The organism is Paracoccus litorisediminis (genome assembly GCF_009711205.1).
GTDB lineage: Bacteria > Pseudomonadota > Alphaproteobacteria > Rhodobacterales > Rhodobacteraceae > Paracoccus > Paracoccus litorisediminis.
On the sequence record NZ_WMIG01000001.1, the window covers coordinates 107,358 to 132,588 of the forward strand.

The window sequence follows — 25,231 nt, forward strand, 5'->3', positions numbered from 1 at the left end:
ATGCTGGACCATCAGGGTTGGAAATCGCGCGCAGCGGGACTGAGCTTTCGCAACAAGGCCTTTATCGACGGGCGTTTTGTCGATGCGGTCTCGGGTCGGGTCTTTGACAGCATCAACCCGGCCACGGGCGAGGTGCTGGCGCAGGTCGCGGAATGCGACGGTGCCGATATCGATCTGGCCGTTGCCGCTGGCCGTCGCGCCTTTGAGGACGGGCGTTGGTCGCGCATGGCTCCGGGCGCGCGCAAGGCGGTGATGCTGAAGCTGGCGGATCTGATCCGCGCCAATCTGGAAGAAATGGCGCTGCTGGACAGCCTCGATATGGGCAAGCTGGTCACGGATGCCGCGACGATCGACGCACCGGGTTCGGCGCATTTTTTCCAATGGTATGCCGAGGCCATCGACAAGATCTATGATGAGGTCGCCCCCACCGGCCCCGGCGATCTGGCACTGGTGCGGCGCGTGCCCTTGGGCGTTGTCGGCGCGGTGGTGCCGTGGAATTTTCCGCTGGACATGGCGACATGGAAGGCGGCTGCCGCCTTGGCCGCAGGTAATTCGGTGGTGCTGAAACCCGCCGAGCAATCGCCGCTTTCGGCGCTGCGGCTGGCGGAACTGGCGGCCGAGGCGGGCGTGCCGGACGGGGTCTTCAATGTCGTTCCGGGCTATGGCGCGACGGCGGGCAAGGCCTTGGGCCTGCATATGGATGTCGATTGTCTGGCCTTTACCGGCTCGACCGCCACCGGCAAGCTGTTCATGCAATATTCCGGCCAGTCGAACCTGAAGCAGGTCTGGCCCGAGACCGGCGGCAAAAGCCCCAATATCATCTTCGCCGATTGCGAGGATCTGGATGTCGCGGCGGATATGGCGGCCTTTGGCATCTTCTTCAATCAGGGCGAGGTCTGCTCGGCCAATTCGCGGCTGTATGTCGAGCGCTCGGTCAAGGACCGGCTGGTCGAAAAGCTGATCGCGCGCGCGACGGCCATGCAGCCCGGTGACCCGCTAGACCCGGCCTCGCGTATGGGGGCCATCGTTGATGAGAAGCAGACCCAAGGCATCATGCGCTTTGTCGAGGCGGGCAAGCAGACCGCGAACCTTGTCGCCGGGGGCAGCCGCGTGACCGTGAACGGCAAGGGCTGTTTCGTGCAGCCGACGATCTTTGACGATGTGCGCCACGGCGATCCCTTGGCGCGGGACGAGATCTTTGGCCCGGTCCTGTCGGTCATCGCCTTTGACAGCGAGGATGAGGCGGTGCGGATGGCCAATGACTCGATCTACGGCCTTGCGGCCTCGGTCTGGACCGACAACCTGTCGCGCGCCTGCCGGGTCTCGGACCGGCTGCATGTCGGCACGGTTTCGGTCAACACGGTCGATGCGCTGTCGGCGCAGACGCCCTTTGGCGGCATGAAGCAATCGGGTTTTGGCCGCGATCTGTCGCTGCATTCGCTGGAGAAATATACGGCGCTGAAAACGGTCTGGATCAAATACCGGACCTGAGCCAAGGCGGGATGCGCGCACGCGCCCCCTGCATCAAGACCCCTGAAGGAGAAGACTTTGCGCGATTCCCGCTACGACATCCTGTTCCAGCCGATGCAGATCGGCCCTGTCACAGCCAAGAACCGCTTCTACCAGGTGCCGCATTGCAATGGGGGCGGCTACCGCGACCCTTCGGCTGCGGCCGAGATGCGCGGCATCAAGGCCCAAGGCGGCTGGGGCGTCATCTTCACCGAGCAATGCGAGATGCACCACACCTCGGAAATCACCCCCTTCATCGAGCTGCGCCTGTGGGAGGACAAGGACATCCCGCAACTGCGCAAGATGGCCGACAGAATGAAGACCCATGGCGCGCTGGCTGGCATCCAGCTGGCCTATTCCGGCATCAACGGCCCCAACCTTTACACCAAGGAAGTGCCGCTGGCCCCCTCGGCCATGCCGATCCGCACCTTCACCAATGACCCGGTGCAAGCCCGCGCGCTGGACAAGGCAGACATCAAGAACCTGCGCCGCTGGTTCGTGAATGCAGCCAAGCGTGCGAAACTGGGCGGGTTCGACCTGATCTGTCTTTACGGGGCGCATGGCTTTGGCATCTTCCAGCATTTCCTGAGCCGCGCGACCAACCACCGCAGCGACGAATATGGCGGCAGCCTGGAAAACCGTTCGCGCTTCGTGAACGAGGTCATCGCCGACATGCGCGACGCGGTGGGCGACACCATGGGCATCACCTTGCGGGTCAGCCTGGATGAGACCGTCGGCGAATTGGGCTTTTCCAACGCCGAGGTCCGCGAATTCATCGAAATGAACCGCAACCTGCCCGACCTCTGGGATCTGGCGCAGGGCACCTGGGAGGACTGCTCCGGCCCCTCACGCTTCAAGGAGGAATCCGCGCAGGAACAATTGGTTCGCGGCATCCGTGAGCTGACCGACAAGCCGGTCGTCGGCGTCGGGCGCTTCACCTCGCCCGATACGATGGTGCGGATGATCAAATCGGGCACGCTGGATTTCATCGGCTGCGCGCGTCCGTCCATCGCCGATCCCTTCCTGCCCAAGAAGATCGAGGAAGGCCGCATCGAGGACATCCGCGAATGCATCGGCTGCAATATCTGCATCACTGGTGACATGACCATGTCGATCAGCCGCTGCACCCAGAACCCGACCTTCATGGAGGAATGGCGCAAGGGCTGGCACCCGGAAACCATGAACGCCAAGGGCGACAGCCAAAGCGTGCTGATCGTCGGTTCCGGTCCCGCCGGGCTTGAGGCCGCACGCGCCTTGTCGCTGCGTGGCTATGACGTGGCCATTGCCGAGGGCCGCACCGTGCTGGGCGGCCGCGTCGCCCGCGAGCGGCTGCTTCCCGGCCTGTCGGCTTGGGGCCGCGTGGTCGAGTATCGCGAATACCAACTCAGCCAGCGCGCCAATGTCGAGACCTATTTCGACAGCCAGCTGGACGCGGAAAGCATCCTTGAGTTCGGCTTCCAGAATGTCTGCATCGCTAGCGGGGCGAAATGGCGCGCCGACGGCGTCAGCCGCCAGCACGTCGTGCCTTTCCCGATGGATGCGTCCGTGCCGGTCTATACGCCCGACGACATCATGGAGGGCCGCAAACCGCGCGGAAAAATCGTGATCTATGACGACGACCATTACTACATGGGCGGCGTTCTGGCGGAACTTCTGGTGCAGGAGGGCTGCGAGGTCACCTTCATCACCCCCTCGGCCTATATCTCGGACTGGACGGTCAACACGCTGGAACAACACACCATCCACCGCCGGCTGGCCGGAATGGGCGTCAATATCGTCTTGAACCGTGGCGTGGTGGCCATCGGCAAGGGGCATGTGGTGTCAAACTGCACCTATACCGACCAATTGCAGGAACATGGCTGCGACGCCGTGGTGATCGTCGCCTCGCGCAAGGAAGAAAATCAGGTCTATCTGGACCTGAAATCGCGCGAGGCCGACTGGGCCGATGCCGGAATCAAGTCGGTCAAGATCATCGGCGACGCCAACGCCCCCGGCCCCATCGCATGGGCGACCTATGCCGGTCACCGCTACGCGCGCGAGCTGGACGAGCCCGATCGCGGCGACAACCTGCCCTTCCGCCGCGAGATCACCGAACTCGCGCTGGATTGAACGAACGGGGGCGCATCATGCGCCCCCCTTTCCCTTACGATCATCTCCCGAGCATCGCCCGGGCGCATCTTTCCCCGATCATCATCGAGGGCGCATTGGTATTGCCGCCAATCAGCGTCGGCATGACCGAGGCATCGGCCACCCGAAGCCCTTCGACCCCGTGAACCTTCATGCTGCGCGGATCGACCACCGCCATCGGATCACGGCCCATCTTGGCGGTGCCGACCGGGTGATAGACGGTCAGCGCCTCGGCCCGCAGATAGGCAAGGATGTCGGCATCGGTCCGCACATCGGGGCCGGGCAGGATTTCGCGGCCTTGCAGCCCAGCCATGGGGGCGGCGGCAAAGATGCGGCGGGCCAGCTTGATGCCTTCGACCAAAGTGGCCGCGTCATGGGGATCTCTGAAGAAACGGTGGTCGATCTGCGGGGTAAATCCGTCTGCGTGTCGCGCGATGCGGATCTCGCCGATGGATCGCGGCCGCAGCACGCAGGTATGGATGGCAAAGCCATGCCCCCATTCGACCAGACGCCCGCGATGACTGCGATAGCCGGGGACGAAATGGAACTGCACATCGGGCAGCTCGCCAGCCAGCGGCGTGCGGGCAAAACCGCCCGCGACGACGTAGTTGGTCGACAGCTCGCCCTTGCGATTAGCCGCAAACCGGAAGGGCGAGGCCAGAAGCCTGCGCCAATTCCCCAGCGAAAACCCCAAGGTCCGGGTCGAGCCGCTGCGCACCGTGATCATCCCGTCCACATGGTCGCGCAGGTTCGCGCCCACGCCGGGCAGGTCATGGATCACCTCGATCCCCTGCCCGGCCAGCGCCTTGCCCGGCCCGATCCCCGAAGCCATCAGCGCCATTGGCGTGCCGATGGCACCGCTGCTGAGGATCACCTCACCCGCCTGAACGCGCTGGATTTCGGTGCCGCGCTGGATCTCGATGCCGGTGACGCGGCCTTCCTCGATCAGCAACCGGCGCAGGGTGGTGCCGGACCAGATCGTCAGGTTCGGGCGGTTCTGCACCGGTTCAAGAAAAGCGTTATAGGCCGAGAAGCGCAGTCCGTCGCGCTGAGTCACGTCATAGACGCCAAGGCCAAGCTGGCTCGGGCCGTTGAAATCCACGTTGCGCGGCAGTTGCAGCGCCTCGCCTACGGCGATGAAATCCTGACAGACCGGGTTCGGATCGCGGGGACGGCTGACGATCAGCTCGCCCGTCGTCCCGTGCAGGGCCGGGTCCTGTCCGTTCTGGTTGCGCTCAAGCGCCTTGAAGACGGGCAGCACCTCGTCCCAGCCCCAGCCCTCGCAGCCCAGATCGCGCCATTCGTCGTAATCGGCACCCGCCCCCCGGATATAAAGCATCGAGTTCAGCGAGGACGATCCGCCCAGCATCCGCCCCCGGTTCACCGGGATGCGTCGGTTGTTCAGTTCTGGCTGCGGTGTGCCGACATAGCCGTAATCGAAACGGGGACGGCCATACATGGCAAGGATGCCAGCGGGGACTTTGACGCGGATGTCGCGGTCGTGGCCGCCCGCCTCGATCACCAGCACTCGGTGGTGGGGATTGGCGGACAGGCGGTTGGCCAGCACGCAACCGGCTGATCCTGCACCGACGACGATATAGTCAAAGCGTTCCATCAGGCCTCCATATGGGTGATGCGTCCCCCGCAAACGGTCAGGGCGATGCGCGCGGCATCGGGGGCATGGGCCAACCCCTCCAGCGCGCCCGCGATCAGAACCAGATCGGCGTCCAGCCCGACCTCCAGCCTGCCGCGCCGGGTTTCAGCGAAATCGGCATAGGCACCGCCGGTGGTATAGGCGGACAGGCATTCCTCCAGCTTCGGGCGCTGGTCGGGCATGTCGGCGGCCCATGGGGTCCGGGTCAGCGCGCAATGGATCGCGTAAAGCGGCGAGATCGGAGAGACCGGCCAATCCGTCCCAAAGGCCAGCGCCACGCCGCGATCAAGGATCATCCGCCACGGGAAAGCCGTGGGCCAGCGGTCGCGGCCCATGATCGTGGTGGTCGGCTCCAGCGGCAGCCCGGCCGAGCCCGGCGGATGCACCGGCTGCATCGAGGCCGTGATGCCAAGTGGTTGCAGCCGTTCCAGATCAGCACGGGTAATCGTGTCGATATGCTCGATCCGGTGGCGGGCATCGCGGGGGCCGTTTGCCCTTGCTGCGGCAGCATAGCCGTCAATGGTCGCACGCACCGCGCCGTCGCCGACGGCATGGGTGGCGATCTGCAAGCCGCGCCGGTCGGCCTCGATGCAGATTGCGTCAAATTTTTCGGGCGCGATCAGCGGTGCGGAACGAAAGCCGGGCCGGTCGGGATAGTCGCTGACCGTCAGCGCGGTCCAAGTGTCATAGACCCCGTCCATGAACAGCTTGATCCGACCGAAACGCAGCCAGCCCGGCACGTCGGGGCCAAAATCATCAATCCGGGCAACGCCTTCGGGGCCATCGATTTCCTCAAGCCGCAAAGGCAGGCTGACGCGGACCGGCATCTGACCTGCCAGCGCCAGATCACGCATCAGCCCGGCCTGATATTCATTGCCATCCATATTGACGGCGCTGGTGATGCCGTGGCGGGCGCAATATTCGCCCGCCTTGCGGATCAGCGCACGGTCGTGGGCGCGGTCGGCGTCGGACACCGCATCGCCGCCACGATAATCCAGCCCGTCGCGCCCGCGCAGCGGTGACAGCATCTTGACCCGGTTCATGGCGGCGAATTCACGCAGCTCACCCGTGGCCAGCCCGTCTGGCCCCATCACCACCTCGGAACCCGGCCCAAGATCGGCCCCGTGCAGCACCCCCGCCAGCTCCAGCGCGCGGGTATTGGCCCAGGCGCAATGCAGATCGGTCGCCATTAGGCAGATCGGCCGGTCAGTGCAGATAGCGTCAAGGATATGGCGGTCGGGGCGGCGATCCTCGCCAAAGATGGTGTAATTCACCGCATAGCCGAACAGGATGCCCTGACCCGGATTGGCGCGGATGAAGCTGTCGAAGGCGGTCTTGACCGCATCGAAGCCGAAGACCGGCCCAAGGTTCAGCATCGACAGCGTCGCGCCGCCGGTGAACAGATGCAGATGGCTTTCGATGAAGCCGGGCAGCAGCTCGGCCCCCTTGGCGTCGATCACCTGCGTCGCGGGCCCGGACAGCGCGCGCATCGCGGCATCGTCGCCAAGCGCCAGAATGCGGCCATCCTTGATGGCGATGGCAGAGCTGCCCGCAGGCGCAAACAGCGCGCGGGTCCGCGCGTTCCGAATGACAAGATCGGCTGGCATGGGTCCCTCGGACGAAAACGGGGGCGACCTGCGCCCCCGTCGTTTCGGTTGGTTACTGCAGAAGCTGGGTCCAGACCTTGGTCACCAGATCCTGCGCCGCCGGTGAACAGGTGCGCGAGAACTCGACCGGCACCTCGGGATACAGCTCGGGGGCCTTTTCCTTGGTGTAGACGACCTTTTCCGCCACGGTCTTCATCGGCGAGCTATGGGCGTAGAAGTTCATCTGCTCGGTGGCGTTTTCGGGCTGCGACATGAACTCGATGAACTTGACCGCATTCTCGCGGTTGGGTGCACCTTTCGGGATGACCATGCTGTCCAGCCAGCCGACCAGACCTTCCTTGGTCATCGCCAGCTGGAAGGGCGCGCCGCCGTCACGGGCCTTGAGTTCCTCGCCGTCCCACCAGAAATGTGCCGAGACCTCGCCCGAACCCAGACGGCTGGCGATATTGTCCGAGGAATAGACCGCGACCGCAGGCTTTTGCGCCATCAACAGGTCCAGCACCTTCTTCATCTCGGCCGGGTCTTCCGAGCAGAAGGGCACGCCCAGATAAAGCTGCGCCGCGCCGATCACCTCATCGGGATAGGACAGCATGGCGATTTTGCCGGCCAGATCGCCCTCGGGTTCGAAGAAGTATTTCAGGCTGTCGGTAGGGCCCTTGTACAGATCGGTATTGATGACGAAACCGGCGGTGCCATAGGCGATCGGGATCGAATATTCCTGCTTTTCGTCCCACCACTGATTGCGCCAGCGCGGGTCGATGTTTTCATAGGCGGTCAGTTTGTTCGCCTCGATATTCTCGATCAGGCCCTGATCGATCATGATCTTCAGGAAATGCTGCGAAGGCGTCGACAGGTCATAGCCCGAGGCCCCGGCCTGCAGCTTGGTCAGCAGATCCTCGTTCGAGGTATAGCCATCCACATGCACCTCGACATCGTTTTCCTTGGAAAACTTCTCGATCAGCGCCGGTGAAATCGACTCGGACCAGACGTAAAGGTTCAGCTTGCCCTCGGCCTGCGCTGATGAGGCAAGACAAAGGCCGATCGCAGTTGCCGCAAGATACTTCTTCATTCGTTTCTCCTGTTGGACTTTTCTGGGTTTTTATGTGGTTTACAGCCGGTCGCGATTGCCCCTTGCCGCCACCAGCAGCGCAGTCGTGGCCAGCACCAGCGAGGCAAGGATCAGAAGCGAGGCGATGGCATTCAGTTCCGGCGATGTCCCCGCCCGGATCAGCGAGAAGATATAGACCGGCAGCGTCGTCGTGCCGCCCGAACTCAGCATATTCGAGGTGATGAAGTCATCCATCGAGATCAGGAAGGCCAGCATCGCCCCCGAAAACAGCCCCGGGAAGATCAGGGGCAGCGTCACCCGGCGAAAGGTCACCCAGCGCGAGGCGTAAAGATCGGTCGCGGCTTCCTCGAAATCCAGCGACATGCCCTGCAGTCGCGCGCGGATCGGCAGGAAGGCAAAGGGGGTGCAGAATGCGGAATGGGCAATGACCAGCTTGACCATGCCGTTCTGCAGCCCGATCAGCGAAAACAGGATCAGCGTCGCCACGGCCAGCACGATCTCGGGCAGCAGCAGCGGCAGGTTGACGATGGTTTCCGACAGTCTCCGGTAGCGGACATTGCGGCCACGGATGATCGCCAATGCCGCCATCAGCGCGATGGTCGTCGCCACCACCGTCGCCACGGCCGCCACGATCAGCGAGGTCTCCAGCGCCTTCATCAGGGCCGGGTTGTTCAGCGCCGAGCCGTACCATTTCAATGAGAAATGCGTCCAGACGCCCGCGATCTTGTTGTCGTTGAAGGAATAGGCCACCACCACCGCCAAAGGCGCGTAAAGATAGGCAAAGAACGCCAGATTCAGCGCATTCAGGCCGGGATAGCGTTTGACGTCATGGCGCTTGCTCATGCGGTGGACTCCTTCGCGGTGGCGCGGCGCGCGATCAGCAGCAGCACGATCATCACAAAGACCAGCAGCGTCATGGCGATGGCCGCGCCAAAGGGCCAGTTCCGCCCGCCGCTGAACTGCAGCTGTATCAGCGAGCCCATCATCATCTGCTTGCCACCGCCCATCAGCGAGGGTTCCAGCACCGCGCCCAGCGACGGCACGAACACAAGGATCGCCCCCGAGATCAGCCCTGGCGCGGTCAAGGGCAGGATCACCCGGCGCAGCGTGACCCAGCGGTTGCCATACAGATCATGCGCGGCCTCGATCAATGTGCCGTCCAGCTTCTCGATTGAGGCAAAGACCGGCAGCACCATCAGCGGCATATAGGTATAGACCATCGCCGCCAGCGTCGCCCCGTCATTATACATGAAGCTTAGCCCCGCATGCGCGCCGAAGAATTCCAGAAAGCGCGGCAGCGGCCCGTCGCGGCCAAGGATGATCATCCAGGCATAGACCCGCAGGATCATCGACACCCAGAAGGGCAGCGTGATCAGATAGACCAGCGCAGCTTTAAGCCGGGGCGGTTGGCAGGCGATGTGATAGGCGACGGGAACCGCGACAGCCAGGCAGATCAGCGTCGTCACCCCTGCCAAGGCCAGCGTCCGCAGGATGATGACCAGATATTGCGGGGTGAATTCCAGTTCCCCTGTCCAGCCCTCGTTGAACAGGATCTGGCGATAGCCGGACAGGTCGAACCCCCATTCGAACCCGCCATAGGCCCCGCGTGTCGCCACCGAGACGGCGGCGATGATGAGGATGGGCAGAAGCAGCGCCACGCCCATCAGCAGCCATGACGGCAGCAGCCCCCAGAAAGCGAGGTTGTGCCAAAAACCGGGCGCGCGGGCGCGCGGCGCAGTAGCGGTCACCGGACCATGATGGGCGCTGTCGGTCATGCCAGCAGCACCCGCGCCGAGGTCTCGGCAAAGCCCGCTGCAATCGTGCCGCCGACGGGGATCGTGTCCCCCTCGCGCGAGGCATTGCGGCGCGAGGCGCGGAACTCGGTCCCGTTGGCGGAAAGCAGGTAATGCGTGTAGCCGCCCATGTAGTTCTTATTGACCACCTGCGCCGGGAAGGCGGTCGCAGGAGCCTGATCGCCCAGATTGATCTTTTCGGGCCTGACCGACAGGGTCGCCGCGCCCTTGGTCACGCCTGCGGGGGCAGAGACGCGGATCAACTGCCCAAAGGGCGTGCGGACCGTCGCCATGCCACCTGCGGCTTCCAGCACCTCGACGGGCAGGAAATTCGTCTCGCCGACGAAATCGGCAACGAAGCGGTTCACGGGTTCCTCATAGATTTCGGTGGGCGTGCCAATCTGCTGGACCTCGCCGCCGCCCAGAACGGCGATGCGGTCGGACATGTCCAGCGCTTCCTCTTGATCGTGGGTCACGAAGACAAAGGTGATGCCGGTGTCGCGCTGCAACATGCGCAATTCGTCCCGCATCGCCTGCCGCAGCTTCAGGTCCAGCGCGGACAGCGGTTCGTCCAGCAGCAACACCTCGGGTTCGGGGGCAAGGGCGCGGGCCAGGGCGACGCGCTGGCGCTGACCGCCCGACAGTTGCGCGGGCTTGCGGGTGGCGAATTGCGACATGTGGACACGCTCAAGCATCTCACCAACGCGGGAACGGATGCGGCTGCGCTGCCAGCCCAGATTTTCCAGCCCGAAGGCCACGTTCTGTTCCAGCGTCATATGCGGGAACAGCGCATAGCTTTGGAATACCGTGTTCACCCGACGCTTATGGGGCGGGATCTCGACCACCTCGCGGCCATTGAGCAGGATCGAGCCGGTATCGGGGCTTTCGAAGCCCGCCAGCATGCGCAGCAGCGTCGTCTTGCCGCATCCCGACGGGCCCAGCATTGTGAAAAACTCATTGCTGCGGATGTCGAAGCTGATCGACTTCAGCGCCTGATATGACCCGAAGTTTTTCGAGACCCCGATCACTTCGACGGCTTTCTGATTCATCTGGCGAGACCTTGTCCTGATAGTGCGCAAGGGTGGCCGCGCGCGCCTTGGCCTATTCCTGCACCCATTTTCGCATTGATCCGGCATGCATCCCTGCGGGTAAATGAGGACTTGCGGAACCCCTGATTAGGAAGAAACTAAAGTCAGGAAACTCTTGCGATTATTGGCGTATTTCGCAAGGTTGCGGCCCGGATGCTACCGTTTTGGCCAAGCCTGCCCGAAGTATCGGCAGTTTTCCAAACCGTGCTTAGGGCAAGGCTAAGCACCCGTAAGCGAAGCGCTTCTTTGCCGCTCTCCTCATGCGTGAAAATACTCACGCAACGGGCCCTTGGGGGCCACAGCGCATGAGGCCGCCATGATCCGCACCGGCAGGGCGTATCGCCAATCCCTGAGCAATCGCGACATTCTTCTGGACGGGACCCGCGTCGATGACGTGACCGTGGACCCCATCCTTGGTCCGCTGGTCGATGCCCGTGCCCGTCTTTACGACCTGCAGCACGAGGACGCCTCTCGTGACATCCTCACCGTCACGCGCAATGGCGAAACTTGCGCAATCGCTGCGCGGCTGCCCGTCTCGCAGGCGGATTGGTGGGCGAAACGGCGTGCAGTCGATCTGGGATTGGATATCCGCGGCGCGGTTCACCTCCCCAGTCCGGTCGAGGGCATGGGCCAGATCTGGTCGCTGCATGACGCGGCCCCGATGCTGGCCGATCTGGCCCCGGAATTTGCCGAGAATGTGCAGACCCAAATCGCCCGCGCGCTGGATCAGGACATGTTCGTGATCACCGCGACCCCTACCACCACGCCCCCTGCCCCGCATGTCCTGCGTGAGACCGATGCAGGCATCGTCATCGGCGGAGAATGCCTTGCCCCTGCCGCCGCCATTGCCAATCGGATCGCCATTTGGGGGGACACGTCCTTTATCTGCGATCTGGATAGGCCGGGATTGGCTTTCCGCTGCCGCTTGGATCAGGCGCGCAGCCTGATCGACGAGACCCGGCTGGTCTTCGATGACGTTCTGGTCCCATGGGAAAACGTGCTGTCCCACCGCGACCCGGATGCGGCGCGGCTGATGGCGGACAGTTTGCCGCGCTATGCCGGGTTCGGGTTCCTGCAGCGCCTGCTGCGGGTCGCCGACCTGATGATCGGGACGGTGCTGCAGAGCGGGCGGGACATGCAGGACGATCTGCTGGGGCTGGCTTTGTGGCGCGAGGGCATCCACGCCCATCTGACCGCCGCCGTCGCCCTTGGCCAGAAATCCCCGGCCGGATTGATGATGCCCAACCAGTCGCTGCTGCATGCCGGGCGCGCGCTGGCGCTGTCGCGGCTGACCGGTGCGCTTCCTGCGGACATGTCAGATCACCCCGAACTGCTGGCCTTTGCACAAGGACTGACGGGCAAGGACGCCCCCGAAATCGACATGGATCATGGCGCATTCGCCGCCTTCTTGCGCAGCTTCGACTGGGACAGCCCGGTCGCCATCGCCGAGCGTATCGCCCAGCTTGATACCCATGTGGAAAGGGACCTCGCCCTCGTCTGATCCCGCGCCAAGGTCGATTGAAACGCCCCGGCATTTCGGACAATATTGCGCCGCTCGGACCGGGATGACGGATGCCTTTACGCTATACCTTGCGACAACTGGAATATTTCGTCGCCGTGGGCGAAACCGGAAGCATCGCCGCCGCCTCGCAGCAGGTGAACGTGTCCTCGCCCTCGATCTCGGCCGGGATTTCGCAGCTTGAGGAGGAACTGGGCGTCAAGCTGTTCGTGCGTTACCACGCGCAGGGTCTGACCCCGACATTGGCGGGGCGAAAGCTGCTGGATCAGGCCCAGACAGTGCTGCGTCAGGCGGCAGCCATGCGCGATCTGGCGGGGGATCTGTCCGGCTCGATCCGGGGTCCGCTAGCGGTGGGCTGTCTAAGCACATTCGCACAGATAGTGCTGCCGGGTCTGCGCCGCAGCTTCATCGAGCAATACAGCGAGGTTCGCATCAGCCAGATCGAGGCTGATCAGGCCGAGATCTTTGGCATGCTGCGGCAGGCGCGGATCGATCTGGCGCTGACCTATGATCTGGACCTGCCGAACGACCTGCGCTTCTTTCCCATTCTCGACCTGCCGCCGACGGTTGCCCTTAGCGAGACGCATCCGCTGGCGCATCTGCCCGCAGTATCGATCCACGAACTGGCACCCTACCCGATGGTGCTGCTGGATCTGCCGCTGAGCGCCGACTACTTCCTGTCCTTCTTTGTCAAGGCAGGCCTGCGCGCCAATATCGCCGAGCGCACCCGCGATATGGCGGTGATGCGCAGCCTTGTTGCCAACGGCTTCGGCTATTCGATCGTGAACGTGCGGCCGCTGCATGACGTGGCCCCCGACGGCAAACCGCTGCGCTTCATCCCCCTGACCGGTCAGCAGCGCCCAATGCGGCTGGGTGTGCTGGTCAGCGAGGGGACCGAACGAACCCAGCTACACAAGGCCTTCATGAAACACGCCGAGACATGGATCGCGGCGCATCAGGGCCGGCTTCTGGGCGTGAAGGCCTGACCCGCCCTTTTTCACGCCACCTCACGTCTGGGTGAGGCGCGGCAACCCAGCCCTTCTCCCGCCCGTTGTCCTGCCATCGATACAGTGCAATCAGCGATGGAGGCTAGCGCGATGAACTGGGATATCGTCGAAGGCAAATGGAACCAGGTCAAAGGCACGGTCAAAGAGCAATGGGGCGATTTGACCGATGACGAACTGACCGAAATCGCGGGCAAGCGCGACAAGCTTGCCGGCAAGCTGCAGGAAAAATACGGCTGGACCAAGGAAGAAGCCGAACGTCGCATGGACGATTTCCTGCGCGAACGCGCCTGACCCGGCCATACGGGCAGCAAGACCCTCGCCATTGGCGGGGGTCTTTTGCGTGCAGGGGGTGCGCCCCAATGAGCCATTGAACAGATCGCGCCGCCTACCTATCTTGTGCGGAAGCAGGAGACCTGCGCTGCCGCTTCCGGGGCCAAGTCTCTTGGCGAGAAAGGACTGATTCCATGAACGAATTCGCCCATGCCACCCATCCTGTCCTGCCTCTGCGGGACATCGTGGTATTCCCGCACATGATCGTGCCGCTGTTCGTGGGGCGCGAGAAATCCGTACGGGCACTTGAGGCTGTAATGGAGCAGGATCGCCCGATCCTGCTGGCCGCGCAAAAAGACGCGGCTGTCGACGAACCCGCCGCGGACGGCATCTTCCGCACCGGCGTGCTGGCCAATGTCTTGCAACTGCTGAAGCTGCCCGACGGGACCGTCAAGGTTCTGGTCGAAGGCCGCCAGCGTGTGCGCATTCTGGACTTCATCAGCAACGAGAATTTCTTCGAAGCAAGCTGCGAACCGCTTGCCGAGATCGAGGGCGATGACGAAACCCGCACCGCCCTGACCCGTGCCGTCGCCGAGGAATTCGAGCGCTATGTAAAAGTGCGCAAGAACATCCCCGAGGAAGTCGTCTCGGCCGTGGCCGAAGCACGCGAGCCCTCGCGTCTGGCCGATCTGGTCAGCGGCCATCTGGGCATCGCGCTGGACAAGAAGCAGGATCTGCTTGAGACGCTGGACACCGCCGAGCGTCTGGAAAAGGTCTATGGCCTGATGCAGGGCGAAATGTCGGTCCTGCAGGTCGAGAAGAAGATCAAGTCCCGCGTGAAGACGCAGATGGAGAAGACCCAGCGCGAATACTACCTGAATGAGCAGATGAAGGCCATTCAGAAGGAGCTGGGCGATGGCGAGGATGGCTCGAACGAGCTGACCGAGCTTGAGGAAAAGATTGCCGCGACCAAGTTCAGCAAGGAGGCCCGCGAAAAGGCCGATGCCGAGCTGAAGAAGCTGAAGTCGATGTCTCCGATGTCGGCCGAAGCCACGGTCAGCCGCAACTATCTGGACTGGCTGCTGTCCCTGCCCTGGGGCGTGAAGTCGCGCACCCGCAAGGATCTGGGCAAGGCCGAGGCCGTGCTGGATGCCGACCACTATGGTCTGGAAAAGGTCAAGGAACGCATCGTCGAATATCTGGCGGTGCAGAACCGCTCGGCCAAGCTGAAGGGGCCGATCCTGTGCCTTGTCGGCCCTCCGGGCGTCGGCAAGACCAGCCTTGGCCGCTCGGTTGCGAAAGCCACGGGACGCGAATTCATCCGCATCAGCCTTGGCGGCGTGCGTGACGAATCCGAGATCCGCGGCCACCGCCGGACCTATATCGGCTCGATGCCGGGCAAGATCATCCAGGCGCTGAAAAAGGCCAAGACCACGAACCCGCTCATCCTGCTCGATGAGATCGACAAGATGGGTCAGGATTTCCGCGGCGACCCGGCCTCGGCCATGCTTGAGGTGCTTGATCCGGAACAGAACGCGACCTTCGTCGACCACTATCTTGAGGTGGAATACGATCTGTCGAACGTGATGTTCGTGACCACGGCCAACAGCTACAACATGCCGGGCCCCCTGCTCGACCGGATGGAGATCATCTCTCTCGCCGGCTACACCGAGGACGAGAAGCGCGAGATCGCACGCCAGCACCTGCTGCCCAAGCAGATTACGGCGAACGGGCTGCGCAAGGGCGAGTTCTCGGTCTCGGATGAGGCGCTCACCCATGTGATCCGCTACTACACCCGCGAAGCGGGCGTGCGGTCGCTGGAACGCGAGATCGCGAAACTGGCCCGCAAGGCCGTGACCGAGATCCTCAAGGGCAAGGTCAAGTCCGTCGCCGTCGACCCCGACAAGGCCGAGGAATATCTGGGCGTGCGCCGTCACCGCTATGGTCTGGCCGAAAAGGACGATCAGGTCGGCGTGGTGACCGGTCTGGCCTGGACTCAGGTCGGTGGCGATCTGCTGCAGATCGAGGCGCTTAAGCTGCCCGGCAAGGGCCGGATGAAGACGACCGGGAAACTGGGCGAGGTGATGAAGGAGTCGATTGACGCGGCGGCGAGCTATGTGCGCTCGATCGCGCCCCAGATTGGGGTGAAGCCGCCGAAATTCGATGCCATCGACATCCACGTCCACGTGCCCGACGGGGCCACACCCAAGGATGGGCCTTCGGCGGGTCTTGCGATGGTCACCTCGATCGTCTCGGTGCTGACGCAGATCCCGGTTCGCAAGGACATCGCCATGACCGGCGAGGTTTCGTTGCGGGGCAATGCCATGGCGATTGGCGGGCTGAAAGAAAAGTTGCTGGCGGCGCTGCGCGGCGGGATCAAGACGGTGCTGATCCCGGTCGACAACGAGAAGGACCTGGCCGAAATTCCGGTCAATGTGAAGGAGGGGCTGCGGATCATCCCTGTCAGTCATGTCCGCGAGGTTCTGGAATATGCGCTGCTGCGCAAGCCCGAGCCGGTGGAATGGGACGAGGCCGCCGAGGAAGCCGCCGAGGCCAGCAAGCTTGCCGCCGCGCGTGAGCAAGGCAGCGGCGGCACAGCGGTCGCCCACTAAAGGAAACCGAACCGCGCGAAGGCAACTTCGCGCGGTTTTTCAATCCGCATCCGCATAATCATCATGCAGGAGATGCCATGGCGAAAAATGGGCCAGGGGGGCAAGGAAAACGCAAGGGCCGGGCCGAAGCGGGCGACCGCCCCGATCCCGACAATGCGACCGTGCTGCAAAAACGCCAGTTGGTCGCCCTGATCGCGCAACGGGTCGGACGTCGCAACGCCGAGGTCCGCGAGATCGTCGAGGCGACGCTGGCCGAACTGGGTGAAGCCATCTCGGCAGGCCAGACACTGGCGCTACCGCCGCTAGGTCGCGCCCGGATCAGCAAACAGAAGGACGTATCCGGCTCGGAGGTGATCGTGCTGCGGCTACGCCGACGCAAGTCTGGAGCTGATGCAGACGCGGGTCACGACCACGATGAAAATGATTGATCGGTTGGACGATTTTCTGCCCAGAACCCCTTGCAGCCCCCGGTGACTGCGGCTATCTAGCCCGCACCGGGCGATTAGCTCAGCGGTAGAGCGCTTCGTTCACATCGAAGATGTCAGCGGTTCAAATCCGTTATCGCCCACCATAATTTCCCCAGCAATTCCAAGAAGATCCTTGTTTTGCTGGGGATATTTCGTTTCACCGTTACAATTTCTGTTACAAAGCGGGTCTGTGATGGCTGGGGCGCGACGATCCCTTTTTAACCGCGATGGACGATTTTTCGCCCGACTGGCGGTCCAGAAAAACCCTGGGCAGATCGTCGAAAAGACCAGCTACGCGCACCCCTCGCGCCGGATCGTAGAACGGCAATGAAGTTGCTACCCAGCGCGCTGATGTCGCTACAACACCAGATCGCGCCGGCCGAGCGGTAGCTATCCCGGCGAACAACACGGTCACACCTGCCCGCTTTCCGCCGGAACCCAACCAGATTTCGGCCAGTAACGACTCGCAGCGCCTCGCCTTTGACGGACAAATGCGTAATAGTCCGATGTAACCGATTACCCCCAGCATCAGCATTGATGATCGCTATTTGCAGAGCAGCGGTTTACCGACGAGGACCTCCCCGAGATCATGGGGACCCGCATCAAGTGGTTGCGCTCAGCGAGAAACTTCGACGCCGCGTCCTGTGCAGCGCTGAGCTAGTGGAACTGGCACGTGGTGGTGCGAGATAAAAAGGTGAATATTCCGGCCAATCCACGACACAGCTCTTAGGGAACGCCGCACCGCGCAAGAATACGTCCTACCCGGAAAATTTTGCGAAGCTTCGGGCTGATTATATCAAGGCGCACCCCACGCCAGGCGTTATGAAAGATGGCGGCAAGCGGATGCGACCTGTCATTGAAAGCCTACGCAAGTTTTTCGAAGTAATGATGCCAGAAAGGTGGCGAAGAATAATCATCTCGACTGGCACGACCGAGTAATCACCTCGCTATCTGTCAAGACTTTGTCATCTGCGCGCTAACTTTTTAAATGTGCGCATGACAACGAGAGGCTTCCGGAAAACGTCGCCTCAACAGTTAAAAACCAAACCCTAAAAATTAGCGTGGTTAAAGGCCGATCATACCGACACCGAGGCGGTCAAGGTTTTCAATGTTTTGCGGCCATTTGAATCGAAAGCTGATGAATATGGGTGTATCCGAGGATACTCCTGAATTCGTCCGTGCTCAACAGTAGGCGCCTATCATTTGCGCACTCTCGGTTGCCCGCGTTTCCAAGATCACGCAGCTTCGGCAAGAGGACGCGCGGTAAGATGGCGACTGCGGGTTATCCGGATCATACCCGATACTGACGACGAAGGTAGGGCATTACCGCGATGTCGCGCTCCATGCGTAGATTATCAAAAGAGTTTATCCCTTTGCGGAGTGTCAATTACCGGATCTTACATTCCATACCGGAAAAACTCTTGAGGCATTCAGTCAAATCAGTGATAATATCCAAAAGTGTGAGAACCTTGCTTCAAGAAACAACTTCGCTCCGAATGGCATTTGCATAATTACGCATGGCAGAATCGCTTCAAAACGCAGGCACGCGATCTCGACGCAAATATTCTCGCTGTCGATGAAATTAATGGCCGCGTCGGGCACACCACATCTGACGATTACGTTGAAATTTCTTTCTTCGCCAAAATCCGCGTAATCGGCGCTTTACCTGACATAAATATTATAGGAAATTTAGAATAACATGAGAAATTACAGAAATATTACCACATGCTGTATTATTACACGCAGCGATCTTTGCGAGAGCCGAGTTCATGAGTATTATCCAGTACCTTATTGATTCTTCGGGCAAAGTGCCACTGAATCAAAACATTTCGCACTGACCAGTCCTCGAGGCTTACAGCCTGTTTGGCCGCGTCCCGGTGCGATCCGGCATCGCTGTCACCGGCGCCACCGCTATACGTGTTCCTGCTGTCGCTGCCGCTGTCGGGCTGATCGCAGAAGCCTGTGGAAACCTGCCTTTCAAAACGCATGAACGCGACACCCGCAAGGCGCAAAAGGGCCATCCGAGCTATGAAATGATCCATGGCGAGGCGAGTCCCTGAACCAGCGTAGAGGAATTACGTGAACTGCTGACCCGCGACGCGCTGCTGTGCGATCACGGGTTCGCGTAGGTGGTGCGCAACGGCAAGGGCGAACAGCTGAAACTGCATCGGATGAAGCCGGGCGCGGTGTCCAAGGAAACTAACGATGACGGTGAACCGTCTTACCGCATCTGATTGAAGGGCGGCGGGGACAGATTGCTGCCCAATACCGATGTGCTGCGCATCAATACCTTGGACGGCATCAGCCCCGTCATTCACGCCAAGGAGGCCATCGGTCTTCCTCTGGCGGCAGAGTAGCACCTTGCCAAGGGTAACCACCGACCATCGGATTAGGTAACTCCACGATCCGAGGTTTTTTCGGTCATCCCATCGGCGGGACAAACGGGGCCACCGAAGCTGCCCAGCGTGACCTGTATCCATTACATTTTCGTGGATAGCACAACGAATCTGACGAAGATCGCTCAGGAGGGCCGGCTCCACCGCAAACGGCGGACGCTCGGCCTTGCCTGTCGTTGACGCCATAGCAAGGCCGGGTCTATTGCGCGATCAGCTGGGGATCTGGGCTGCCAGTTGATGCAGCAACGTGTCCATCTGCCTGCAGAGCGCGTCCTCGGTGGTTTTTTGCTCGGTTGCGGCTTCGCTCAGGCTGCGCTCGACGCCCATGGCCGAGACCGTGCCGGTTTTCCCCTTGGTTTCCGCCGCATCGCCCGCAGCGGTGTCGCCGGGCGGGATCATGGCCAAAAGTTTCACCTGCGTCTCGACCGCTTTTCCGTCGATAAAGCCCTTGTCCTGGCAATAGGTCAGAACGCCCAGCTGGTTGCGCGCGCTTTCATAGGCCGCCGTCGTGTCAGGCACCGTGGGAGTGGTCGCCTGTGCGGTCGGTGCTCCCTCGGGCCCGCCCGTCGTCGGGGCGGTCGCCTGTGCCACGGCCACGCCGGCGGTCATGGCAGAAAGTGCCAGTGCGGGAAGGATGGCGGATCGTGCGATCATTCCAGATCTCCGTCTGTTGCATTCGGCCTAAACCTTGCACGACCATCCTTCTACCGCAATTCACGTAACGCTGGCTCACGCATAGATTGTGCGTGATCAGCGAAAAAGCACCAAGGATCCGGGCGACCAGCTGACTTTTGCGCGTGTTCCAACATCCTGCACCTCGCGGCCAAAGACATTGCGCATGGCGATGCGGATCGGGCGAGCCTTGCCGTCAAAACTGGCCGATCCGTCCAGCCGCACGTCGTAATAGGTCATGTCGCCGTAATAGACGACCTCGTCGATGACGCCTTCGGTCACCCGACCCTGCACCGGTTGGCCAGCACCGACCAGCGACACGGCCTCGGGACGGAAACCGACCGATGGCCCCTCGTCGTCGGGGTCCTTGCTGCTGACGTTCTTGGCGGGGATTTCCACACGGCCCAGACCGGGAACCTCGACCTCGACCCCGTCCGGAGTGTCGCCCAGCACATGCGCGGGCAGGAAGTTCATCACCCCGATGAAGTTCGCGACCCGGCGGCTGGTCGGGCGGGCATAAAGCGCCTCGGGGCCGTCAAGTTGAGCGATCTGACCTTCGAACATCACGGCGATGCGATCGGACATGACCAGTGCTTCCTCTTGGTCATGGGTGACCAGAACGAAGGTGATGCCCACCTGCCGCTGCAGCTTGATCAGCTCGACCTGCATCTGTTCGCGCATCTTGCGGTCCAGCGCGGAAAGCGGCTCATCCAACAGCAGAACCTTGGGCTTGAGGATCAGCGCGCGGGCCAGCGCGACCCGCTGCCGCTGACCGCCCGACAGCGCATGCGAGGCGCGCTTGCCGTAGCCCTTGAGGCCCACCATCTCCAACGCCTCCTCGACCGCGGCGGCCTTTTCGGCCTTGCTGCGCGGATCGCGGCGCAGGCCGAAGCCGACATTTTCGGCCACGGTCAGATGCGGAAAGATCGCGTAGGACTGAAAGACCATATTGGTCGGGCGGGCATTGGCCTGCACCCCATCCATGTCCTGACCGTCGATCAGGATCACGCCGGACTGGATGTCTTCAAACCCGGCGATGGTGCGCAGAAGTGTGGTCTTGCCGCAGCCCGACGGCCCCAGAAGCGAGAAGAACTCACCCGCGCGGATGGTCAGGTCGATGCCGCGCAGCGCGTGGTAATCGCCGTAATGCTTCTGGATGCCCCGGCATTCGATCATCGGGCGCGCGGCGGCGGTGCGGGCGCGATGCGCGGCCGTGCTGCTTGCGGGAGTGGTCACAGGAAGCCTCCGGTATCCTTGGCGCCGGTCTTGGCAATGCCGCGACGGCGGAAATATTCGGCGATGGTCAGAAGGATGATCGACATGACCACCAGCACCGTCCCCAGTGCCATGATCGTCGGGATCTGCTTGGGAAAGCGCAGCTGGCTGAAGATATAGGTCGGCAGCGTCGGCTCATTCCCGGCAAGGAAGAAGGCGATGATGAATTCGTCCAGGCTGATCGTGAAGCTCATCAGCAGCGAGGAAATGATCCCCGGCATGACCAGCGGCAGGATGACCAGCCGGAACGCGCTCCATTTCGTTTCGCCAAGGTCATAGGCCGCTTCCTCAAGCGAGCGGTCCAGCGAGTTGAAGGCCGTGGACAGGATCACCGTCGCATAGGGCATGCAGATCAGCGTGTGGCCAAGGATCACCGTCAGGATGTTCAGCTTGACGCCCAACGACAGCAGCACCACCAGCAGCGAGATCGAGACGATGATCTCGGGCAGGACCAGCGGCAGCATGATCAGGCCCATGATCGGCCCCTTGGCCGGAAACTCGAACCGGGTCGAGGCGCGGGCCGCGAATATCCCAAGGCAGGTGGCAAAGATCGAGGCGCAGACCGCAATGGTCAGCGAGTTCCCCAGCGCCCGCCGCATTGAATCGTTGCCGACCATCTGGGCGAACCACTGGGTGGTGAAGCCCTTCAAGGGAAATGCGATCACCGTCCCCGAGTTGAAGGCAAAGATCGGCAGCAGCAGGATCGGTGCGTACAGGAACAGAAGGTAGAGGATCGCATAGGCGCGCAGCCCCCCGCCCTTCATTGCCGCACCTTCAGGAAGCGACGGTTCAGCGCCACAAAGATCAGGCTGAAGACGGCGACGATCAGCATGGCGGTCACCGCCAGCGCCGAGCCGAGCGGCCGGTTGTCTAGGTCAAGCATCTGGGACTGGATCAGGTTGGCGATCATCGGGATCTTGCCGCCGCCGATCAGGGCCGGGGTGACATAGTCGCCGATGGTCGGGATGAAGACGATCAGCGCGGCCGCAACCACGCCCGGCATGGCAAGGGGCAGCGTTACCCGCCAGAAGGTCATCGCCCGGCTTTCGCCCAGATCGCGCCCGGCCTCAAGCAGCGAGCGGTCGATCTTTTCCAGCGCGATGAAGATCGGCAGGATCGCGAAAGGCGCATAGGCATGGGCCAGCGTGATGACCATGGAGTTGACGTTGTACAGCAGAAAGCTCAGCGGCTGTTCGATGATGCCCAGCGTTTTCAGTCCGGAATTGACCACGCCGTTATAGCCAAGGATCACCTTCCACAGGAACACCCGGATCAGGTAGCTGGTCCAGAACGGGATGGTGATCAGAAACAGCCACATCGATTTCCGCGACGGTGAGACCACGAAGCTCAGGAAATAGGCGACGGGAAAGGCCAGAACGACCGTCACAAGGGTCACCAGCGCCGCCACGCCCAATGAGCGCAGCATGATCGTGCGAACGATCGGGTCGGTCCAGACGGCGCGGTAATTCTCCAGCGTGAATTCGCGGACCACCGTCAGATAGCCATCCTTCAGGAAGGAATAGGCCAGAATGGTCAGAAGCGGCGCAGCCATGACCAGCAAGGCATAGGCCAGAGGGGGTGAGATCAGGGTCAGGCCCTGAACGGATTGTGATCGGTTACCTGAAGCCATCCCTGCCCTGTTCGTTCGAGCTGTGCCTTTTTCTTACGCTAGTTTTCATAAGAAATTGTCAAGTGGAACCATTTTCTTCCCCGACCACGATCGACTTTCAGCCTGCCTGAAACTTCACCACTACTTCGCGACGATGCGGCGCGCGGCGGTGCTCGACAAGGTAGATCCCCTGCCATGTCCCCAGCACCATCCGACCCCGCTCAACCGGGATCTGCAGACAGGTCGGCAGGACCGCAGCCTTCAGATGCGCGGGCATGTCGTCGGGGCCTTCCGCGCGGTGGGTGATCCACCCCATTGAGGGATGATCAGCGGATGGCGCGATCCGTTCAAGCCAACCCAGCAGGTCGCGCTGCACGTCCGGATCAGCATTCTCCTGAATCAGCAGCGAGCACGAGGTATGGCGCAGGAACAGCGTGACGATCCCGTCGCCAAGTCCCGAGACGACCGCTGCAACCTCGCGGGTGATGTCGTGACAGGCCGGGCCGTGGGTCTGGACCGTCAGGCGGGTCAGGGTCATTCGGCGGCCTCCTCAGGGGCGGCAAGCGTCGCGCCGTCATGATCCACCCCCAGCCGCTTTTGCGTACGCGCGCCCAATTCGCGCAGCAACTCGGCCTGCCGGATGACATTGCCCGAGCCGCGGCTAAGCCGGTCCATTGCCGTGGCATGGCTTTTCTGTGCCCTGTCCAACGCTGCGCCCACATCCTCGACGGCGGAAACGAAGCCGTGCAGCTTGTCGTAAAGCTGCCCTGCACGGGCGGCGATCTGGGCGGCATTCGATTCGCGCCGCTCGACGGTCCAGATGTGATCGACGGTGCGCAGGGTCAGCATCAGCGTCGTCGGCGTGGCCAGCCCCACCCGGTTTTCCATTGCATGTCGGGCCAGATCGGGATCGACGCGCAGCGCCTCGGAAAAGGCGCCCTCGACCGGGATGAACATCAGCACGTAATCGACCGAGCCCTGATCCAGCGCCTGATAGCCCTTGGCCGAAAGCTGCGCGACATGCCCCCGAACCGAGGCGACATGGCGGCGCAGCGCCGCGTCGCGGGTCGGGCCATCCTCGGCATTCACCGCTTCCTCATAGGCGTTCAGAGAAACCTTGCTGTCGATGACCAGCAACTTCCTTTGCGGCATCTTGACGATGACATCGGGCCGCCACATCCGGCCATCATCGTCGCGATGGCTGGTCTGGGTCAGGTAATGCGTACCCGCGACCAGGCCGGAATCCTCAAGGATGCGCTCAAGGATCATCTCGCCCCATGCGCCACGTTTCTGGCTGTCGCCCTTCAGCGCGCGGGTCAGCGCCACCGCCTCATGCGAGATCTGCTCGGAGCGTTTGTGCAGATATTCGATCTGCTCCTTCAGGCGGGCGCGCTCCTCATCCGTGGCCTTGTTGCGGGCCTGAAGCTCGGTCTGGAAGCGGTCAACCTGTTCACGGAAGGGCGTCAACAGCGCGCTAAGCTGATCGCCATGGGTCTTTTGCATCTCGGTCCCCTGCTGCCGCAGGGATTCATTCGCCATCAGGCGGAACTGGCCGGTCATTTCCTCGCGCAACTCGCGCAGGGTCTGGATCTCGCGTTCGCTCGCCTCGCGGTCCTTTTCGGCGGCCAGCCGGGTTTCGGCCAATTCGCGCTGCATCATCGCCAAGGCGCCGCGTTCAAGATGCAGCGCGTCGGTCAATCCGTCGCGTTCCTCAAGCAACTCGTCTAACCGCTGGGCAAGGGACTGGGCACGGGTCTCAAACCGGCTGGCGGCCAGCAGTTGATCGCGCAGCGCATGTTGCTCGGCCTCAAGGCGGGTGCGCAATTCGGCCTCGGCGGCACGGTGAGCGGCTGCGGTCTGCTCGCCCGCCAGTCGCGCCCGGCGCAGCGACAGGCCAAGCGTCAGGGCCAGCGCAGACACGCCCAGCAAAAGCGCTTGAAGATGCCCGCTATCGCCCAGCCAGCTTTGGATATTTTCCGGCACTGCTTGCCCTCGTCCGGGCCGGTCATTGCCGGCCATGCTTGTTATTCACGGCAAGTGTTCACCCTTTGCCCCGTAAAATCAAGCAGTTCGGGTTGTGCAGCCATCTATCAGCGGCAAGCATGGCTGAATGACGAAGGCCGGGCGTTAACCCGGCCTTGCTCAGATCGATTTCGTCGGCAGCGCGTTCAGCATGAAATCGCGCAATCCTCGGGCGAAATCCTGTAAATCGCTGACCTTTACCCCGCGCTCGGCAACCCAGTCGAACAGCGTCCCGGGATGGGACGTACCGAACCCCATGCGCCATCCGTCAAACAGCCGCTCGGGCAGGTCGCCCTGCCACAGGAACTCGACATTGCGGTGACGCGGGTCGCGCAGGATCATGTCGCGGACAAGGGCCAAGGGTTCAGCCGGCCCCTCAAGCCATTGATAAAACCGGCCATCTTCCAGATGAAGATAGCCGGTCAGATCCAGATCCAGATTCCGCGCCCTTGCCTCGTTCAGGATATCCGTACACTGCCCCGATTTTGCGGTCAGTTCAGTGCGGCTGCGATAGAGAAAGAACGCGGTCTCCAAA

At 62.2% G+C, this 25,231-nt stretch carries 21 protein-coding genes and 1 tRNA gene; 8 read left to right on the forward strand and 14 right to left on the reverse strand.

From position 1 onward, the window contains the following. Both GL300_RS00555 and GL300_RS00560 read left to right on the forward strand, forming a co-directional pair. Positions 1-1,491 carry an aldehyde dehydrogenase gene (locus tag GL300_RS00555; protein ID WP_155037641.1) on the forward strand — a complete coding sequence of 497 codons (1,491 nt, stop codon included), beginning with the start codon at positions 1-3 and terminating at the stop codon, positions 1,489-1,491. Between the two features lie 57 nt (positions 1,492-1,548). Further along, positions 1,549-3,618, forward strand: coding sequence for an oxidoreductase (locus GL300_RS00560; RefSeq protein WP_155037642.1), 2,070 nt, complete (start codon positions 1,549-1,551; stop codon positions 3,616-3,618). 40 nt (positions 3,619-3,658) lie between these two features. On the opposite strand, the gene GL300_RS00565 is transcribed toward GL300_RS00560, so the two are convergent. Genes GL300_RS00565 through GL300_RS00590 form a run of 6 tightly spaced genes read right to left on the reverse strand, consistent with a single transcriptional unit; the run spans position 3,659 to position 10,808 of the window. Further along, complete coding sequence (locus GL300_RS00565; protein WP_155037643.1) at positions 3,659-5,251, reverse strand: GMC family oxidoreductase; 1,593 nt, start codon at positions 5,249-5,251, stop codon at positions 3,659-3,661. Further along, positions 5,251-6,897, reverse strand: coding sequence for an amidohydrolase (locus tag GL300_RS00570; protein ID WP_155037644.1), 1,647 nt, complete (start codon positions 6,895-6,897; stop codon positions 5,251-5,253). The genes GL300_RS00565 and GL300_RS00570 overlap by 1 nt, the downstream gene beginning before the upstream one ends. 52 nt (positions 6,898-6,949) lie before the next feature. Beyond that, on the reverse strand, positions 6,950-7,966 hold the full coding sequence (locus GL300_RS00575; RefSeq protein ID WP_155037645.1) for an extracellular solute-binding protein: 1,017 nt from the start codon (positions 7,964-7,966) through the stop codon (positions 6,950-6,952). Between the two features lie 39 nt (positions 7,967-8,005). Next, the gene (locus GL300_RS00580) at positions 8,006-8,809 is read right to left on the reverse strand and encodes an ABC transporter permease (protein ID WP_155037646.1); all 804 of its coding nucleotides are present in this window, start codon (positions 8,807-8,809) and stop codon (positions 8,006-8,008) included. Then, positions 8,806-9,741 (reverse strand): ABC transporter permease, encoded by a 936-nt coding sequence (locus GL300_RS00585; RefSeq protein WP_155037647.1) that lies wholly within the window; start codon positions 9,739-9,741, stop codon positions 8,806-8,808. The genes GL300_RS00580 and GL300_RS00585 overlap by 4 nt, the downstream gene beginning before the upstream one ends. Continuing rightward, a complete protein-coding gene (locus tag GL300_RS00590) occupies positions 9,738-10,808 on the reverse strand; it encodes an ABC transporter ATP-binding protein (protein ID WP_211594919.1) in 1,071 nt (356 codons plus the stop codon). Before GL300_RS00590 ends, GL300_RS00585 begins: the two co-directional genes overlap by 4 nt. Before the next feature lie 355 nt (positions 10,809-11,163). Here GL300_RS00590 and GL300_RS00595 point away from each other — a divergent pair, with 355 nt between their 5' ends. The 6 genes from GL300_RS00595 to GL300_RS00620 all read left to right on the forward strand — a co-directional run bounded on the left by GL300_RS00595 (position 11,164) and on the right by GL300_RS00620 (position 16,826). After that, positions 11,164-12,348 (forward strand): 4-hydroxyphenylacetate 3-hydroxylase N-terminal domain-containing protein, encoded by a 1,185-nt coding sequence (locus GL300_RS00595; protein WP_155037649.1) that lies wholly within the window; start codon positions 11,164-11,166, stop codon positions 12,346-12,348. 71 nt (positions 12,349-12,419) lie between these two features. Further along, positions 12,420-13,352 carry a LysR family transcriptional regulator gene (locus GL300_RS00600; RefSeq protein ID WP_155037650.1) on the forward strand — a complete coding sequence of 311 codons (933 nt, stop codon included), beginning with the start codon at positions 12,420-12,422 and terminating at the stop codon, positions 13,350-13,352. Positions 13,353-13,463: 111 nt separating this feature from the next. After that, positions 13,464-13,664 carry a CsbD family protein gene (locus tag GL300_RS00605; RefSeq protein WP_155037651.1) on the forward strand — a complete coding sequence of 67 codons (201 nt, stop codon included), beginning with the start codon at positions 13,464-13,466 and terminating at the stop codon, positions 13,662-13,664. A gap of 173 nt (positions 13,665-13,837) precedes the next feature. Then, positions 13,838-16,255, forward strand: a complete 2,418-nt coding sequence (gene lon / locus GL300_RS00610) for an endopeptidase La (RefSeq protein WP_155037652.1) — start codon at positions 13,838-13,840, stop codon at positions 16,253-16,255. A 77-nt stretch (positions 16,256-16,332) separates the two neighbouring features. Next, on the forward strand, positions 16,333-16,683 hold the full coding sequence (locus tag GL300_RS00615) for an HU family DNA-binding protein (RefSeq protein ID WP_155037653.1): 351 nt from the start codon (positions 16,333-16,335) through the stop codon (positions 16,681-16,683). A gap of 68 nt (positions 16,684-16,751) precedes the next feature. Beyond that, positions 16,752-16,826: transfer RNA gene (locus tag GL300_RS00620), tRNA-Val, on the forward strand. A 1,632-nt stretch (positions 16,827-18,458) separates the two neighbouring features. Here GL300_RS00620 and GL300_RS00625 read toward each other — a convergent pair. The 8 genes from GL300_RS00625 to GL300_RS00660 form a co-directional block, all read right to left on the reverse strand. Then, positions 18,459-18,764, reverse strand: a complete 306-nt coding sequence (locus GL300_RS00625) for a hypothetical protein (protein WP_155037654.1) — start codon at positions 18,762-18,764, stop codon at positions 18,459-18,461. Positions 18,765-19,328: 564 nt separating this feature from the next. After that, a complete protein-coding gene (locus GL300_RS00630; RefSeq protein WP_155037655.1) occupies positions 19,329-19,772 on the reverse strand; it encodes a pore-forming ESAT-6 family protein in 444 nt (147 codons plus the stop codon). Between the two features lie 96 nt (positions 19,773-19,868). Continuing rightward, complete coding sequence (locus GL300_RS00635; protein WP_155038507.1) at positions 19,869-20,966, reverse strand: ABC transporter ATP-binding protein; 1,098 nt, start codon at positions 20,964-20,966, stop codon at positions 19,869-19,871. A 56-nt stretch (positions 20,967-21,022) separates the two neighbouring features. After that, on the reverse strand, positions 21,023-21,829 hold the full coding sequence (locus GL300_RS00640) for an ABC transporter permease (protein WP_155037656.1): 807 nt from the start codon (positions 21,827-21,829) through the stop codon (positions 21,023-21,025). Next, a complete protein-coding gene (locus GL300_RS00645) occupies positions 21,826-22,695 on the reverse strand; it encodes an ABC transporter permease (RefSeq protein WP_155037657.1) in 870 nt (289 codons plus the stop codon). Before GL300_RS00645 ends, GL300_RS00640 begins: the two co-directional genes overlap by 4 nt. Positions 22,696-22,792: 97 nt before the next feature. Further along, positions 22,793-23,212, reverse strand: a complete 420-nt coding sequence (locus tag GL300_RS00650; RefSeq protein WP_155037658.1) for a secondary thiamine-phosphate synthase enzyme YjbQ — start codon at positions 23,210-23,212, stop codon at positions 22,793-22,795. Continuing rightward, entirely contained in the window at positions 23,209-24,657 is a 1,449-nt protein-coding gene (locus GL300_RS00655; protein ID WP_343042869.1) for a DNA recombination protein RmuC, read from the reverse strand. Before GL300_RS00655 ends, GL300_RS00650 begins: the two co-directional genes overlap by 4 nt. A gap of 159 nt (positions 24,658-24,816) precedes the next feature. After that, complete coding sequence (locus GL300_RS00660; RefSeq protein WP_155037660.1) at positions 24,817-25,230, reverse strand: BLUF domain-containing protein; 414 nt, start codon at positions 25,228-25,230, stop codon at positions 24,817-24,819. Position 25,231: the final 1 nt, after the last annotated feature.